This is a genomic window from Leifsonia psychrotolerans, assembly GCF_013410665.1.
Lineage (GTDB): Bacteria > Actinomycetota > Actinomycetes > Actinomycetales > Microbacteriaceae > Cryobacterium > Cryobacterium psychrotolerans_A.
The window spans coordinates 3672232-3687851 of the sequence record NZ_JACCFM010000001.1 but is presented as its reverse complement, the minus strand read 5'-3'; the positions used below and the strand labels follow the sequence as shown (position 1 = coordinate 3687851).

Genomic DNA, 15620 nt, shown 5'->3' with positions numbered 1-15620 from the left:
CGCGCTGGAGGGCGTGGAACTCGTCCCGCCTGTCGATGCTTGGTTGACACAACCGGCCAACATCAGGCTGGCTGCTGCTGCTAGGGCAAAGCTGGTAAGGACTTTCTTTCGTAACATCTGATTCTGCCTCTCGACCTGAATACGCTACGGTCCGCGACATTGCGGGCCCTTTTACCTCGACGGTGTGACTGAGCATACAAGCACGAGAGTTTTTCTCAGGTACAAATTTGTCGCCGTTTTGATAACGATCGGCTCACCGGCTCTGCGGCATAGCTCAACGCGGTCCCTGTTCACGGTGTTGTGCATGAATCCCCCGCGGCTCACGAGCGTTCCGACGTCGGGCCGCTCAGATGAGTTCGAGCACCGCTCGACGGTGGCGTCGCGCTCCGACGACACCATCCACCATGAGAATGAGCAGCGCGAGCCAGACGAGTGAGAAGCCTGCCCATCGCTCGGCTGACATCGGCTCATGAAGAATCAAAACGCCGACGAAGAACTGAATTATCGGCCCGAGGTACTGAATGAAGCCCATGTAGATCAGGGGCAGCCGCCGTGATGCAGCGGCGAAGAACAACAGGGGAACGGCGGTCACCACACCGGCGGCCAGGAGCAATGCGGTGTGCCAGCCGCCAGCAGAGCCGATCGTGAGTCCCGCAGTTGCACCGACGATCACGAGTTGCACGATGGCGATCGGCATCAGCCACAGTGTCTCCATGGTGAGCCCGGCGACTGCGTCGACCGTCGTGCCGACCCGCTTTTTGATATATCCGTAGAGCCCGAACGAAAAGGCGAGTATCAGTGCGATCCACGGCACGCTGCCAGCACTGATTGCCAGAACGAGCACTGCGACAAGGCTCACCGCCACCGCAATCCACTGCGTCAGGCGCAGTCGTTCACGGAGGAAGAAGACGCCGAGAAAAACGGTCACAATGGGATTGATGAAGTAGCCGAGCGAAGCCTCGACGACCTGACCGCTGAAGGTCCCGTAGACGTAGGTCTGCCAGTTGATGTAGATGAGCACGCCCGCCACAGCCATGGTGATCGAAATCCGCGGACGCGCCATCAGCCGGAAGAAGGCGGTGAACTTGCGGGTGACGGCGAGCAGCAGCACACAGAACACCAGCGAGAAGACGATGCGCCACGCCACGACCTCAAAGGCGCCTGCCGGGGCGAGCGCGAGGAAGAATAACGGAAGAAAGCCCCAGATTGTGTATGAGGCGAGCGCATAGATCAGACCCGAACGGCTGGTGGCGGTGGCCTTCGAGGCCACTGGCTCTTCAACGGGGATGCGTGATTCGCTGGAAATTGACACGTCTCGATTCTACGTCTGTATACAATATGCACAACTCGAGGTCGGCCGTGGGACAGCAAAAGACCCGGGCGGCAGGAGCCACCCGGGTCTTGTGTGAATGCTGATACTTAGCGAACGACGACAGCCAGGACGTCGCGAGCCGACAGGACGAGCAGGTCGTCACCGCCGAACTTGACCTCGGTTCCGCCGTACTTGGAGTAGATCACCTTGTCGCCAACAGCGATGTCGAGCGGAACGCGGTTGCCGTTGTCGTCGATGCGGCCGGGGCCGACGGCGATAACTTCGCCTTCCTGGGGCTTCTCTTTGGCGGAGTCAGGAATGACAAGACCTGAAGCAGTTGTCTGCTCGGCGTCGACCTGCTTGATGACGATGCGATCCTCGAGCGGCTTGATGGAGACCGACACGGTTGACCTCTTTCTTGTTTCTTGACAAAGATTCGGTTAGCAGACTCACAGCGAGAGTGCTAAGACCGAGTTTAGGGCGATTCTGGCACTCACGCAACGTGAGTGCCAGAGACGCGACACTGCCGAGTCGCAACTTCTCACCGCGAACAACCTGACTCGCTTGGTAAGTTGGCACGATGGATCGCTCTGAGCTCGTCGAGCTGCTGTCGCCCGAGGGGCTGCGTCTTCTCGACTCACTCCCCCCCTACGAACCGGCGTCCGACGTCGTAAAAATGGTCAGTGATCTGCGCAAAGCGGGCCACGCACCCGGCCTGGTCTCTGCCGTACTCAGCCAATCAAAACTGCGGGCGAAAGCGGTGCCCAAGTTCGGCGAGTTCGCCAGCCGCATGCTTTTCACCGAAGCCGGTCTCGAGCAGGCCACCCGGTTGAAGGTCGCCGCACTGCACGCCGGCCGTTTCGCGGCAGCCGGCCTGACGCGCGTCGCCGACCTCGGGTCGGGCATCGGCGGGGATGCTCTGGCACTGGCGGCAATGGACCTGATCGTCACCGCCGTTGACGCCGACGAGGTGACCGCCGCCATCGCGAGCTTCAATCTGGCACCGTTCCCTGCGGCAACCGTGGTGCACAGCGACGCCGAATCGTTCGACCTCTCTGAGTGTGATGCAGCCTGGCTCGACCCCGCCCGGCGCACCAGCGGGCACAGCAACACCTCGCGGCTGAACCCCGAGGACTACTCCCCCTCGCTCAACTTCGTGTTCGACCTCGCGAAGCGACTTCCGATTGGCGTCAAGCTCGGTCCGGGGCATGACCGTGACCAGATCCCGGCCGAGGCAGAGGCCCAATGGATCTCGGTCAATGGGGCCCTGGTGGAGATGGGTCTGTGGTTCGGCGTTCTGGCACGCGACGGCATCCGTCGGGCAGCACTCGTGCTGCGTCCGGAAGGGCCCGCCGAGCTCACCGCGGCTGCCGACAGTGAGGATGCCGCGGTGGTTCCCCTTGGCGAGTATCTTTACGAGCCCGATGGGGCCGTCATCCGAGCCCGGCTGATCGGCGACCTCGCCCGCAGCCTGGACGCCGGGATGCTGAGTGAGGGCATCGCCTACCTGACCGCGGAAACCGTGCAGCACACACCCTTCGCCACGGCTTTCCGTGTTCTCGACGTTCTGCCGTTCGACGAGAAGAAGCTGCGTCTTGCGCTTGCGGAGCGCGGGATCGGCACGCTCGAGATCAAGAAGCGCGGCGTTGACATTGACCCGGCAACGTTGCGCACTCGGCTGAAGCTCAAGGGCACGACCTCGGCGACGCTGATACTCACCCGTGCCGCAGGCCATCGGGTGGCGCTTCTCGTCGAGCGCGTGTGAACCCTCACACGGTGAGTGCGGACATGCCCTTCGAAACGACGGCAATCCACAGACCCGTGAACGCTAGACCGATGAGCCCCGTAGCGACGCCGTACCCCCAACGCGGCCGGGCCAGCGGCTCGCGGTTGCGTGCGAGAAGCCCCAACATCACGGCGATGAATGCCAATGGTCCCCCCCAGACTCCAAACAGTCCAAGCAACAGCCCGAGGGTTCCACACACGAGCGCGGCGATCGAGAAGGCGCGGGGCGCGGGGCGCAACCGAGCGTTTTCTGAGGCGTAGACGTACGGAACCCATTCCGTGGGCGCCGTCACCGTCGAGTCGTACTCGATTTGTCCGGTGATTGGAGCGGGATCGCGCGTGAGATCGAACTGAAAAGATCCATTCGATTCTGTTTGCTCGCCACGCGTATCAGTCATGGCCACCCCTTTGCACAATCCCCGTCTTCACCGTTCGGCAGCCAGCGGTCGGCATCACGTCAGTATATATATCCCGACGAACCGAAGCCTGTGGCCAGAAGTATCACCCACACCAGGATGCTGCCGAGCGCAAGAACTATTCCGACGAAGCCGGTGATGAGACCGGTCAGCCAGAACGCCTTGGCCGACGGCTCTTTCGACTTGCTCAGGAATCCGAGAATGACGGCAGCAGCCGGAATGAAGAGGCCGAGAATGCCCCCGACGATCGGGATGAACCCAACGATCGGAAATCCGATCAGACCGATGATTCCGGCGATCAACGAAATGATTCCCAGAACCGGCTGTTTCACGGCCGGCCCCGGGGCAGAGAAGGAATATGCCGGGACCCCCGGCGGTGGCGCATACTGCGAGGGTGCATACTGCTGCGGCGGTGCTGCCGGAGGCGGCGCACCATATTGCGGTGGCGATCCTGAAGGCGGAGGCGTCATCGCGACGGAAACCGGTGCCGCCAGGTTCGGGACTTCAGGGAAATCCGGAACCTGCGGCACATCGGGGACCTGTGGCACATCGGGCACCTCGGGCACCGGTGGCACATTGGGCGTGTTTGGATCACTCATGAGAGTTCATTCCTTTCACATGCCATTTTTCGACACTAGTACGTGCTGGAGTAGCTCCCCGCGGCGATCATCCCGATGATAAAGAGCGCCCCCACAAGGATCGAGACGGCCAGCGACACATAGCCAATGACGACTCCAGCGATCGCGAGACCGCGCCCGTTCTCGCCGGTGCGCTTGATCTGGCTGAGTGCAATGTGCCCGGTAATGATGGCGACGAGGTTGAAGAAAAACGCAGAGACCAGCGAGATGATCGCGAGCACGTTATACGTCGATCCAGCGGGGGCCGCAGGAACAGGCTGAGCGTAACCCGGCTGCATGGTCGGTGCGGCGCCATAGGCCGGTGCGCCCGGGGCCGGCTGTGCGTTGTAAGCCGGCGGTGCAGCATACGTCGGGGTAGCCGGCTGTGCGCCATACGTCGGGGCAGCCGACGGAGCAGCATCTGCTGGAGCGGCCGACGGCGCCTCAGACGTCGGAGCGTCGGAAATCGGAGGTGTGGTGGGCGGCACAGCGGATGCGGCGTCGTTCGGCAGGGTGGGGTCGGTCATGCGAGGGACTCCTTCTCGTCAGGGCGGCGTCGTGCAGGTGGTCTCGGTTCGACACCACCACGTCTCCCAACGCTACTCCCCCGCACGCCAAACGGCGCAACCCGCCCCGGAACGCGAGTGCGCGTCAGGCCTGAATCTCCGATACCGGGAGGGTGGAATCCGCACCGAATTCCAGGTTCGACGGCGCATGCCCGGCCATGATCAGCTGGGCGCCGAGTGCGGCGATCATCGCCCCGTTATCGGTGCAGAGCGACAGAGGTGGGATGCGTAGGTCAATCCCCGCAGCACTGGTGCGCTCCGCAGCAACCTCGCGGAGCCGCGCATTAGCGATGACACCCCCACCAAGCAGCAGTCGCGGCACGTCGTAGTCCGTGCAGGCCGCAACAGCTTTCGTGAGCAACACATCGACCACGGCCTCCCGGAAGCTCGCCGCGACATCCGCGATGGGAACGTCATCACCGGCATCCTGACGCGCCTCGACCCAGCGCGCCACCGCCGTCTTCAATCCCGAGAATGAGAAGTCGTAGCGGTGCTTGGCCATGTCTTTGGGCAGGCTGAGCCCGCGGGGAAACCGGATGGCCTTCGGGTTTCCCACTGCCGCCACACGGTCGATCTGCGGGCCGCCGGGATACGGCAGGCCGAGCACTCGGGCAACTTTGTCGAACGCTTCCCCCGCGGCATCGTCGATCGTCTCGCCGAGTAGTTCGACGTCGGAGACGAGATCTCGCACCAGCAGAAGCGCCGTGTGCCCGCCGGACACCAGCAGCGCGATCGTCGGGTATTCGAGGGACGTGGCCCCGGCATCCGATTCCGGATTCTGCAGCAGATCGGCGCCGACGTGCCCGACCAGGTGATTGACGGCATAGATGGGCTTGCCGAGCGACACCGCGAGTGCCTTGGCCGCGCCAACACCCACCATCAACGCGCCGGCCAGGCCCGGTCCGTTCGTCACGGCGATGGCGTCGATGTCGTCGAGACGGATGCCGGCCTCGGCCACGGCCGCCTCGATCGACGGGATGATCTCCTCGAGATGGGCGCGGGCGGCGACCTCCGGAACGACGCCGCCGTAGCGGGCATGCTGATCCATCGACGAGGCAATCGTGTTCGAAAGCAGCGTGGTACCACGCACGATTCCGATCCCGGTCTCGTCGCACGACGTCTCGATACCGAGGACGAGCGGGTTGACCCGGTTCATAGGGATTCCTTTGGGTTTACCAGGGGGAGAGCGTCGGCGAGTGCCGCGTGCGGCGGCACGATCGTCAACCGCATCACGACAGCGTCGACGTTATCGGGCTGATAGTAGCCGCGTCGCACGCCGAGTTCGTCGAAGCCGAGGCGTGTGTACAGGCGTTGCGCCGATGGATTGTCGGCACGCACCTCGAGAAAGATCTCGCGAGCGCCCCGTTTGTAGCCTTCGGCGATCAGGGCCTGCATAAGCGTGCGGCCGAGCCCCTTGCCGCGCGCGGATTCGGTGACCCCGATGGTCTGGATATCGCCCTGGTTCGCCCCGCGCGGCGCGAGCAGCCCGGCGTACGCCTCGATGCGTTCGGGTTCGTCGGGCGGAAAAGCGACCAGGTAATAGCAGGCCGGATCGGCGATGTCCCGGGCCATCATGGCCGGCGACCAGGCATCATTCTCGAACAGCGCGGTCTCAAGCACCATGATGGCGTCGACGTCGTCGACGTGGGCGCGGCGCAGCTGCCAGGCCACTAGCTCACTCGCTTCGGGCCGGCCGACAGCGTGACGTCGGGGGAACGCAGGTAAAGCGGCTCATCGGCGGCGAACGCGCGCCCAGCGGCCCAGCTGAGTTCGGCGACCATGCCGAGGTCTCCGGCAGAGACGACGGGCTCGTCGACGCGGAACATTCCGGCATGCGGCCAGTCGGCTTCGAGCAGTTCAGCGGGCTTGGCGAGACCCGGGTCGCCGATGCGCACGGGCAGGCCCACGGCATCCGCCCCGCTGTACGCGGACCAATAGACCTCGCGGCGACGGGCATCGGTGACGACGAGCAACGCACCAGTGTGCCCGGCGCGGTAGCGGCCGTAGGCGATCGCGTCGTGGCTCACGAGGGGAATGAACGGCTTGCCCGCCCCGAGCGCGAAGACGCGGGCCGCGGCGATGCCCACGCGTAGACCGGTGAACGGGCCGGGGCCCATTCCGCCAGCCACGGCCGAGAGCTCGGCAACCGTGACGCTCGCCTCTGCAAGGCATTCGGCGATCAACGTGCCGATCACCTCGGCATGACGCATGGTGTCGGCGACGCCGCGTTCGGCAAGAACTCCGCGCTCGCGGTCGACGACGGCGACACTCGTTCCGGCGGAGGTATCAATGGCAAGAAGCACGGGTTCAGCCTATTCGCTTGGGTGCCGGGCGAGTTCGAACGCGGGCGCGGCTGGCCAGCGGGGGCCGTGAGCCGTGATCGTCACAGTGCGGGGTTCATCGACGTCGTGCACCTCGATGACACCCGCGGATTCCGCTGCCGAGGCATCCGCTGCCGAGGCATCCGCATCGGGGCTGGCCTGCGATGCCCCGAGCGGTCGCACGATCTCAATGTCGAGCCAGGAATCCGTCACACCGTCCAGCATCCCCCTGCCCCACTCGATCACGACGATGGAGTGCACAAAGTCGATGTCGAGGTCGTCGAGTTCGACGGGCGTCGACAGCCGGTACGCGTCGACGTGCACAAGCGGGGGTCCCCCGACGACACTCGGATGAGTGCGGGCGAGCACGAACGTGGGGCTGGTCACAGACCCGCGCACGCCCAGCCCCTCCCCGAGACCTCGAGTCAGAGTGGTCTTTCCGGCGCCGAGCGGGCCGGTCAGCACGATCAGATCGCCGGCACGCAGCTGCTCGGCAAGGCGCATGCCAAAGTCGTGCATCCCGTCGGCATCGGCAATGGTGATCTGCATTGCTAAGCGCCGCCTGTGTAGACCCGGGGCACGCGGTTGCCGATGCGAGTGACGATGTCGTAGTTGACGGTGCTGGCGGCGTCCGCCCAGTCGACCGCGCCGGGCTCGCCCAGCTCTGGATCGCCGAACAGCACGATATCGTCTCCGACCGCGACGGCGGCGTTGCCGACGTTCACGACGAACTGATCCATCGCGATGCGACCAACAACCGGATAGTCCGCCGTGCCGATCCGCACGCTCGCCCGGCCCGAGGCCTGCCGCGGCACACCGTCGGCATAGCCGAGAGGCACCAGGGCGAGAGTCGTCTCTTCTGGGCTGCGCCAGGTGTAGTCGTAGGAGACGCCGGCCCCGGCTGGAACGCGGCGTACGGCGGCGATCTGTCCGCGCAGCGTCATAGCCGGCCTGAGCCCCAGGTCACGCGAACTCGCGTCGTCGAAGGGCGACAGACCGTAGATGCCGATGCCGAGCCGCACCATCGAATGCCTCGTCGCAGCGCAGCGCAGTGCTCCGGCCGTCGATGCCAGATGCGCCAGGGTCGGATTCAAGCCGGCCGCAATTGCCTGGGCAAGCCCCCGCTCGAACAGTGCGTTCGCCCGAGAGTCGTCGTCGGGCGACGTATTTGAGAGGTGGCTCATAATGCCACGCACCCGCACCTGCCCCGAGCGCTCCAGCTCCGCAGCGAGCGCGAACACCGCCGCCCAGTCGGACTCATGCACACCGTTACGGCTGAGACCGGTCTCGAGCTTCAGCTGAATCTGTGCGGTGCGTCCGAGCGCAGCGGCGGACTCGGCGACCTGGTGCAGCTGCGCAGTCGACGACAGCCCGAGGTCGACGTCGGCTGCGATGGCCGCCGTGAAGTCGGCATCCGGGCCGTGCAGCCAGGCCAGTACCGGGGCGCTGATGCCGGCCTGGCGCAATTCCAGCGCCTCGGCGATATCGGCGACGCCCAACCAATCGACGCCCGCAGCCAGGGCTGTGGCAGCCACTCGCACCGCGCCGTGGCCATACGCGTTGGCCTTCACAACCGCCATAGTGTGCGGGGTGCCGATCACATCGCGAAGATGACGGATGTTGGCCGTCACGGCATCGAGGTCGATCACTGCGGCGCGAAATTCGTTCATGCGTTGCCCTCCGCGACGACGAACGCGCAGGCGACCCCGGCATCATGCGTCATCGACAGGTGCAGGCTGGTGATTCCACGGGCTGTAATCGATGCGAGGGCGCCGCCGTGCAGCACGAACTCCGGGTTCCCCTCCGCGTCCGGCACGATCTCCATCTCATGCCAGGTCACGCCCACGCTCCCGCCGAGTGCTTTGATCAGGGCTTCCTTAGCCGCGAAGCGAGCCGCGAGGGAATGCGCCGGAAGATTCCGTTCGCTCTCAGCGAACAGGCGCGGTATCAGGCGCGGAGTGCGTTCGATCTGGCGGGCGAATCGGGCCAGATCGACGATGTCCACGCCGATTCCCTTGATCATCGAGTGCTCCGAGCTGGCTCTACTCGACCGTCACGGACTTCGCGAGGTTGCGGGGCTGATCGACGTCGAGACCCTTCGCGATCGAGAGCTCCATCGCGAAGATCTGCAGCGGAATCACCGCCAGCAGCGGCTCGAAGAGCGGTGCGGCGAGCGGGATGTGAATCACAGTGTCTGCAAAGGGCAGCACGGCGGCGTCACCCAACTCGGCGATCGCGATGATCCGAGCGCCGCGCGCACGAATCTCCTGAATGTTCGAGATGACCTTGGGGTGCAGATGGGCCGAGCCACGCGGACTCGGTACGACGACGAAGACGGGCTGACCCGGCTCGATGAGAGCGATCGGACCGTGCTTGAGCTCGCCGGCGGCGAATCCCTCCGCGTGAATGTAGGCGAGTTCCTTGAGCTTGAGCGCCCCCTCGAGCGCGATCGGGAATCCCACGTGGCGGCCGAGGAACAACACCGCACGGGTGTCGCTCATCCAGGTGGCCAGCTGCTTGATGGCGGGCGCCTCGCCCAGCACGATCTGGATTTTCTCCGGAATCGCCTGCAGTTGCGCCGCCTGCGCCCTCAGTTCAGCCTGAGTCAGGCTGCCACGCACGCGGGCCAGGTGCAGCGCAAAGAGATAGAGAGCTGTGATTTGCGCGACGAACGCCTTCGTTGACGCGACCGCGACCTCGGGGCCGGCGTGCGTGTAGATCACGGCATCCGATTCGCGGGGAATCGTCGCACCCTGCGTGTTGCAGATCGAGATCGCCTTGGTGCCCTCGGCCATGGCGTACTTGACAGCCATCAGGGTGTCCATGGTTTCGCCGGATTGACTGATCGAGACCACGAGCGTGTCAGCGGTGAGAACGGGCTCACGGTAGCGGAACTCGTGACTGAGCTCCACATCGACCGGCACGCGCGCCCACTTCTCGATCGCATATTTGGCTACAGCGCCGGCGTAGGACGCCGTGCCACAGGCCACGATCACGATGCGGCCGACACCGGCCAAAATGTCATCACCGAACGCGGTCAGCTCGGGAACCGTCACGACACCATCGGTGATGCGTCCGCGCAGGGTGTTGGCGACGGCGTCCGGCTGCTCGGAGACTTCCTTGGCCATGAAGCTCGACCAGCCGCCCTTGTCGGATGCGGAGGCGTCCCAGGCGACCTCGAACGCCTCGACCTCGACTGGCTCACCGGCAAAGTCGGTAACGGTCACAGCATCGGCGCTGATCGTGACGATTTGATCCTGACCAATCGCCACGGCGCGTCGGGTGTACTCGACGAATGCGGCAACATCCGAGCCCAAAAAGTTCTCACCGTCGCCCAGCCCGATCACGAGTGGGGAGTTGCGGCGGGCGCCGACGACGACGCCCGGCTGGTCTTGGTGCACAGCGAGCAAGGTGAAGGCACCGTCGAGGCGGCCGACGATGGCGCGGAATGCCTCGCTGAGGTCACCCGTGCGCTGGTATTCACGCCCGAGCAGCACGGCGGCGACCTCGGTGTCGGTCTCGCTTTCAAACGTGAAGCCCTCGGCGAGCAGCTCGTCGCGGAGCGGGGCGAAGTTCTCGATAATGCCGTTGTGAATGAGCGCGAGCTTGCCATTGTCGCCCAGGTGCGGGTGTGCGTTGACGTCGGTGGGGCCGCCATGGGTCGCCCAGCGCGTGTGCCCGATACCCGTGCTGCCGTTGTTGATGGGATGGTTCGCCAGCTCGGCGGTGAGCGCGGCGAGTTTTCCGGATCGCTTAGCAGTGGCTAGGTGACCGTCCGAGTCGATCACGGCAATCCCCGCCGAATCATAGCCGCGGTACTCCAAACGACCGAGGCCGCCCATCAGTACCTCAATGCTCTTGCTCTCTCCGACATATCCCACGATTCCGCACATGGGGTCGATTTTAGTCGGACTAAGCTTGGGGGAATGTCCGAGCAGGGTGCGAGCACAGCAAACCACACTCACGCCACCCCTTTCGTTGAGCTCTCCCGCTCCGACTGGGCGGCTCTGTCGCCGACCACAAAACTGCCGCTCAAAGAAACCGAGTTGGTGCAGCTACGTGGCTTGGGCGAGCCGCTTGACCGCGAAGAGGTGACGGATGTCTACCTTCCGGTGAGCAGACTGCTCAACCTCTATGCGGCCGGGGCTCGCCAACTGCACCGCCAGACCAGTGACTTTCTGGGCGAACGGGCCCAGCGCACGCCGTTCGTGATCGGTGTCGCCGGCTCGGTCGCCGTCGGTAAGTCGACGATCGCCCGGCTGCTGCGCGAGCTGCTCGCTCGCTGGGAAGACACCCCGCGTGTGGAGCTGGTGACCACCGACGGATTTCTGTTCTCGAACGCAGAATTGACCCGGCGTGGACTCATGGAACGCAAGGGGTTTCCCGAGTCGTACGACCGCCGTGCGCTCCTGCGCTTCGTCAGCGCGGTGAAGAGTGGCGCCGCTGAGGTGCGCGCGCCGTTCTATTCCCATCTCAGCTATGACATCGTTCCGGATGCCCAAATCGTGGTGCGTCAGCCCGACATTCTCATTGTCGAGGGTTTGAACGTTCTGCAGCCCCCTCTCCAGGGTCACGGCCTCGCCGTGAGCGATCTGTTCGACTTCACTGTGTACGTCGATGCGCGAACGCCCGATATTGAGCGCTGGTACGAGGAACGCTTTCTCAAACTTCAACGGGGGGCGTTCGCCAACCCGAAATCATATTTTCACCGGTATTCCACGCTCAGCGAATCCGAGGCCCGTGCGAAAGCGATCGATATCTGGACGCGCATCAACGAGCCCAATCTGCTGCAGAACATCCGTCCGACGCGGTCGCGGGCCACGCTTGTGCTGCGCAAGGACTCGAACCACTCGGTGTCGAAGGTCTTGCTGCGGAAGGTCTGAGCAGACGTCGTCGCGTCTCACCTCCCGCGAGATCGGAGTCGTGGTCCTCATCACGCGCTGACAACGAGCACGACTCCGATCTCGCGGGAAGAAGTGCGTGCGTGTTGTCGGTACGGTCTGCCGCGTTAGAGCGCGAGGCGCTCGCGCACGACATCCGCCAGACGGTGCGCCAGACGGTCGGCCGTCGGCTGGTCAGCAGCCTCGACCATCACACGCACCATAGGCTCAGTTCCCGAGGGGCGCAGCAGCACGCGACCGGTGTCGCCCAGTTCCACCTCGGCGGCCACGACCGCCGCAGCAATGGCGGCGTCCGAGTGCAGAGCATGGTGGTCGACACCACGCACGTTCACGAGAATCTGCGGGTAAACGGTCATAACGGATGCCAGCTGCGCGAGCGACTTGCCGGTTCGTGCCATCTCGGCCACCAGATGCAAACCGGTGAGGATTCCGTCGCCCGTCGTGGCGAACTTGGTCATGATGACGTGCCCCGACTGCTCGCCGCCGAGGGAAAGTCCGTCGATGTTCAGCTCTTCGAGCACGTAACGGTCGCCGACTTTGGTCTCGATCATGCGGATGTCGTTGGCCGCCATGGCCTTACGCAGCCCGAGATTGCTCATCACCGTGGCAACGAGCGTGCGGTCCTTCAGCACACCACGTTCGGCCATCGAGACAGCCAGAATAGCCATAATCTGGTCGCCGTCGACGATCTTTCCGTCTTTGTCGACAGCCAAGCAGCGGTCCGCATCGCCGTCATGGGCGATTCCGACATCGGCACCGTGCTCCAGCACGGCCTTCGCCAGGTTGTCGAGGTGCGTCGAACCAACACCGTCGTTGATGTTCATTCCGTCGGGGTCCGCCCCGATCACCGTGACGCGGGCGCCGGCATCGGTGAACACCTGTGGCGAGATACCCGCCGCTGCACCGTGCGCGCAGTCAAGGACGACATGAATGCCGTCAAGGCGGTGCGGCAGGCTGCCGAGCAGGTGCACGACGTAGCGGTCTTCTGCGTCGGCGAAACGGCGGATGCGTCCGACATCGGCCCCGGTCGGGGTGAGCATCTCATCGTCGAGGTGCGCTTCGATGCGGCTTTCAACCTCATCGGGAAGCTTGGTGCCGCCGAAGGCAAAGATCTTGATGCCGTTGTCGGGGGCCGGGTTGTGCGAGGCGGAGATCATCACGCCGAAGTCTGCACCGATATCGGCGATGAGAAACGCGGCAGCGGGAGTCGGAATGACGCCGGCGTCGAGAACATCGACACCCGAACTTGCCAGTCCGGCTGCAACAGCGGCCGAAATAAATTCCCCCGAAATGCGGGGGTCCCGTGCGAGCACGGCCACCGGACGGCGGCCCTGCGCGCGGCGCTCTTCGGCGCGACGCCCCTGGGTGAGAACTACTGCACTTGCCTGAGCGAGGCCCAGGGCCAGGCCAACCGTGAGATCACGGTTGGCCAAGCCCCGAACACCGTCAGTACCAAAAAGTCGAGGCATGAGTGCCTGGAGTCGACCTTCTGATTAACGCTTGGAGAACTGAGGAGCCTTGCGGGCCTTCTTGAGACCAGCCTTCTTGCGCTCCTTGACGCGAGCGTCACGGCTGAGGAAGCCAGCCTTCTTCAGGATGGCGCGGTTGTTCTCTTCGTCAACCTGGTTGAGCGAACGAGCGATGCCGAGACGCAGCGCGCCGGCCTGGCCGGAGGGGCCACCGCCGCTGATGCGGGCAATCACGTCGTAGCTGCCCAGAAGGTCAAGTGCCTTGAACGGGTCGTTGATGAGCTGCTGGTGCAGCTTGTTGGGGAAGTAGTCCGCGAATTCGCGGCCGTTCACGGTGATGATGCCGGAGCCGGGAACGATGCGCACGCGGGCGATGGCCTGCTTGCGACGTCCGACGGCTGCGCCGGGAACGGTGAGGACGGCGCGGGGCGCCTTGGTTACAGCTTCAACGGGAGTCTCTGTCGAGTAGCTCTCCGGAGCCGCGTCAATCTGGTCTGCGATCTTCGCCACGATGGTGTGAATCCTTTTTCTTAGAGTCGAGAAGTCTGGGAGCCGACGCTACTGCGCGACCTGGCCGAGGGTGTACGGCTTGGGCTGCTGCGCAGAGTGCGGGTGCTCCGGGCCTGCGTAGACCTTGAGCTTGGCGAGCTGGGCGCGGCCGAGCGAGTTCTTCGGCAGCATGCCGCGAATTGCCTTCTCAACTGCACGCGTCGGGTGCTTCTCGAGCATCTCGGCGTAGTTCTGTGCCGACAGCCCGCCCGGGTAACCGGAGTGGCGGTAAGCGATCTTCAGCTCGAGCTTCTTGCCGGTCAGGGCAATCTTCTCGGCGTTGACGATGATGACGAAGTCTCCCATGTCCATGTGGGGAGAGAACGTTGCCTTGTGCTTTCCACGAAGGAGAACGGCGGCGTGGCTGGCGAGACGGCCAAGAACGATATCGGTGGCGTCAATGACGACCCAATCGTGCTGGACTTCACTTGCCTTGGGGGTGTAGGTGCGCGTCACTATAGTGCTGCTTTCTTATTCGAACGGAGGTGTTCGTGAATCCCGCTCCGGGTGTGTTCTTGACAAGAACACGGTCGATGGAGGGCTCACGTTCGCATGTCTGGCTGCAACGCACAGACACAAACGTCAATACTACTTCGCGTAGGCCCCTCTGCGCAATTCTGCGTCACCCCGCCCACCACCACGAGCGGATGCGGCTGCTCTATTCCTCGGGGAGCTCGCGTCGCGCTCTCGTCTCAACGGCGCGAATGGCCAACTCGGCATCCTCGGGGTATCCCACCTCGGTGAGGGTGAGCCCGTGGGCCTGCATCACCTTGAACTCGCTCGTGCGTGCGCGCTCGATCCGCAGGTTGACCAGACGGCTCCCCTCCAACTTGCCCTCACCGACCGCCACGCACGCGCCCACCAGGGCACGCACCATGCTGTGGCAGAACGCATCGGCCTTCAGCGAGGCGACCAGCACCCCGTCGGGGTCACGGCGCCAGCGGAAGTCCTGCAGCGTGCGGATCGTGGTCGCACCGGGGCGCGGCTTGCAATAGGTGGCGAAGTCGTGCAGCCCCACGAGGGTGGCGGCCGCGGCATCCATCGCCTCAAGATCGAGTGGGGCCGGATGCCACGTCGTGCGCATGCGCTGCAACGGATCGTGGCCGGCGAGTGTGTCGGCGATTCGATACTCGTAGCGACGCCACAGAGCGGAGAACCGCGCGTCGAACCCGGCCGGCGCGAGCGTCGCGGCCTTGAGCACGATTTCCGGCTGGGTCACCAAGATGCCGCTGACTCGGCGATAGACCTCGACCGGAAGCGGGGGCTTGGGTTTATTTCCGGTACCCCGTCGGGGCTGAATCAGCGCATGCGCCTGCTCGTCGGTGAGGTCAAAGTGGGCGACCTGTCCGCGCGCGTGCACACCGGCATCCGTTCGCCCGGCGACGACCAGGTCGGGAATGGGCTGGTGCCGACGCAGAATTGTCGCCAGCGCCGTCTCGATCTCCCCCTGCACCGTGCGTTCGCCCGGCTGCCGAGCCCAGCCGGCAAAGCTGGTGCCGTCATAGGCAATGTCGAGCCGGATCCTGTGCGTCGGGGCAGACTCAGCGGGCTCGGCGGCCCGAGGAACAGGATCAATCACGCATTCAGTGTATTCGGCGCCACGCACGCCATGCCGCTTTGCGTCCCTGCTCGACGGGGCGGCACCCGGGAAACGTGAGTTATCGTTGAAGACGGCCTCGGCCAC

18 protein-coding genes are annotated in these 15620 nt (G+C 64.5%); 2 read left to right on the top strand and 16 right to left on the bottom strand.

The window, feature by feature from the left end:
- Window positions 1–346 precede the first annotated feature (346 nt).
- The gene (rarD, locus tag HNR05_RS16790) at window positions 347–1312 is read right to left on the bottom strand and encodes an EamA family transporter RarD (protein WP_343062659.1); all 966 of its coding nucleotides are present in this window, start codon (window positions 1310–1312) and stop codon (window positions 347–349) included.
- 107 nt (window positions 1313–1419) lie between these two features.
- Window positions 1420–1716: a co-chaperone GroES gene (gene groES / locus HNR05_RS16785; RefSeq protein ID WP_179580174.1), complete on the bottom strand. Its 297-nt coding sequence runs from the start codon at window positions 1714–1716 to the stop codon at window positions 1420–1422.
- Between the two features lie 176 nt (window positions 1717–1892).
- On the opposite strand from groES, the gene HNR05_RS16780 reads away from it, so the two are divergent.
- On the top strand, window positions 1893–3077 hold the full coding sequence (locus HNR05_RS16780; RefSeq protein ID WP_179580173.1) for a class I SAM-dependent methyltransferase: 1185 nt from the start codon (window positions 1893–1895) through the stop codon (window positions 3075–3077).
- Window positions 3078–3081: 4 nt separating this feature from the next.
- Here HNR05_RS16780 and HNR05_RS16775 read toward each other — a convergent pair whose 3' ends face one another.
- The 10 genes from HNR05_RS16775 to glmS all read right to left on the bottom strand — a co-directional run bounded on the left by HNR05_RS16775 (window position 3082) and on the right by glmS (window position 10910).
- Entirely contained in the window at window positions 3082–3495 is a 414-nt protein-coding gene (locus tag HNR05_RS16775) for a hypothetical protein (RefSeq protein WP_179580172.1), read from the bottom strand.
- A gap of 59 nt (window positions 3496–3554) precedes the next feature.
- The gene (locus HNR05_RS16770; RefSeq protein WP_179580171.1) at window positions 3555–4112 is read right to left on the bottom strand and encodes a hypothetical protein; all 558 of its coding nucleotides are present in this window, start codon (window positions 4110–4112) and stop codon (window positions 3555–3557) included.
- 35 nt (window positions 4113–4147) lie between these two features.
- Complete coding sequence (locus HNR05_RS16765) at window positions 4148–4657, bottom strand: DUF4190 domain-containing protein (protein WP_179580170.1); 510 nt, start codon at window positions 4655–4657, stop codon at window positions 4148–4150.
- 124 nt (window positions 4658–4781) lie between these two features.
- Window positions 4782–5852 (bottom strand): tRNA (adenosine(37)-N6)-threonylcarbamoyltransferase complex transferase subunit TsaD, encoded by a 1071-nt coding sequence (tsaD, locus tag HNR05_RS16760; protein ID WP_179580169.1) that lies wholly within the window; start codon window positions 5850–5852, stop codon window positions 4782–4784.
- Complete coding sequence (gene rimI, locus HNR05_RS16755; protein WP_343062658.1) at window positions 5849–6367, bottom strand: ribosomal protein S18-alanine N-acetyltransferase; 519 nt, start codon at window positions 6365–6367, stop codon at window positions 5849–5851. The genes tsaD and rimI overlap by 4 nt, the downstream gene beginning before the upstream one ends.
- The gene (gene tsaB, locus HNR05_RS16750) at window positions 6367–6999 is read right to left on the bottom strand and encodes a tRNA (adenosine(37)-N6)-threonylcarbamoyltransferase complex dimerization subunit type 1 TsaB (RefSeq protein ID WP_179580168.1); all 633 of its coding nucleotides are present in this window, start codon (window positions 6997–6999) and stop codon (window positions 6367–6369) included. Before tsaB ends, rimI begins: the two co-directional genes overlap by 1 nt.
- 9 nt (window positions 7000–7008) lie before the next feature.
- Entirely contained in the window at window positions 7009–7566 is a 558-nt protein-coding gene (gene tsaE / locus HNR05_RS16745) for a tRNA (adenosine(37)-N6)-threonylcarbamoyltransferase complex ATPase subunit type 1 TsaE (RefSeq protein ID WP_179580167.1), read from the bottom strand.
- Between the two features lie 2 nt (window positions 7567–7568).
- Complete coding sequence (gene alr, locus HNR05_RS16740) at window positions 7569–8687, bottom strand: alanine racemase (protein WP_179580166.1); 1119 nt, start codon at window positions 8685–8687, stop codon at window positions 7569–7571.
- A complete protein-coding gene (locus tag HNR05_RS16735) occupies window positions 8684–9040 on the bottom strand; it encodes a holo-ACP synthase (protein ID WP_179580165.1) in 357 nt (118 codons plus the stop codon). Before HNR05_RS16735 ends, alr begins: the two co-directional genes overlap by 4 nt.
- Before the next feature lie 19 nt (window positions 9041–9059).
- Window positions 9060–10910, bottom strand: coding sequence for a glutamine--fructose-6-phosphate transaminase (isomerizing) (gene glmS, locus HNR05_RS16730; RefSeq protein ID WP_179580164.1), 1851 nt, complete (start codon window positions 10908–10910; stop codon window positions 9060–9062).
- A 33-nt stretch (window positions 10911–10943) separates the two neighbouring features.
- On the opposite strand from glmS, the gene coaA reads away from it, so the two are divergent.
- Window positions 10944–11900: a type I pantothenate kinase gene (coaA, locus tag HNR05_RS16725; RefSeq protein ID WP_179580163.1), complete on the top strand. Its 957-nt coding sequence runs from the start codon at window positions 10944–10946 to the stop codon at window positions 11898–11900.
- 125 nt (window positions 11901–12025) lie between these two features.
- Here the strand turns inward: coaA and glmM are convergent, their stop codons facing one another.
- The 4 genes from glmM to truA form a co-directional block, all read right to left on the bottom strand.
- Window positions 12026–13387 (bottom strand): phosphoglucosamine mutase, encoded by a 1362-nt coding sequence (glmM, locus tag HNR05_RS16720; protein ID WP_179580162.1) that lies wholly within the window; start codon window positions 13385–13387, stop codon window positions 12026–12028.
- A 24-nt stretch (window positions 13388–13411) separates the two neighbouring features.
- Entirely contained in the window at window positions 13412–13897 is a 486-nt protein-coding gene (gene rpsI, locus HNR05_RS16715) for a 30S ribosomal protein S9 (protein WP_179580161.1), read from the bottom strand.
- Between the two features lie 48 nt (window positions 13898–13945).
- Complete coding sequence (gene rplM, locus HNR05_RS16710; RefSeq protein WP_179580160.1) at window positions 13946–14392, bottom strand: 50S ribosomal protein L13; 447 nt, start codon at window positions 14390–14392, stop codon at window positions 13946–13948.
- 202 nt (window positions 14393–14594) lie between these two features.
- The gene (gene truA, locus HNR05_RS16705) at window positions 14595–15515 is read right to left on the bottom strand and encodes a tRNA pseudouridine(38-40) synthase TruA (RefSeq protein WP_343062657.1); all 921 of its coding nucleotides are present in this window, start codon (window positions 15513–15515) and stop codon (window positions 14595–14597) included.
- Between the last annotated feature and the right edge of the window lie 105 nt (window positions 15516–15620).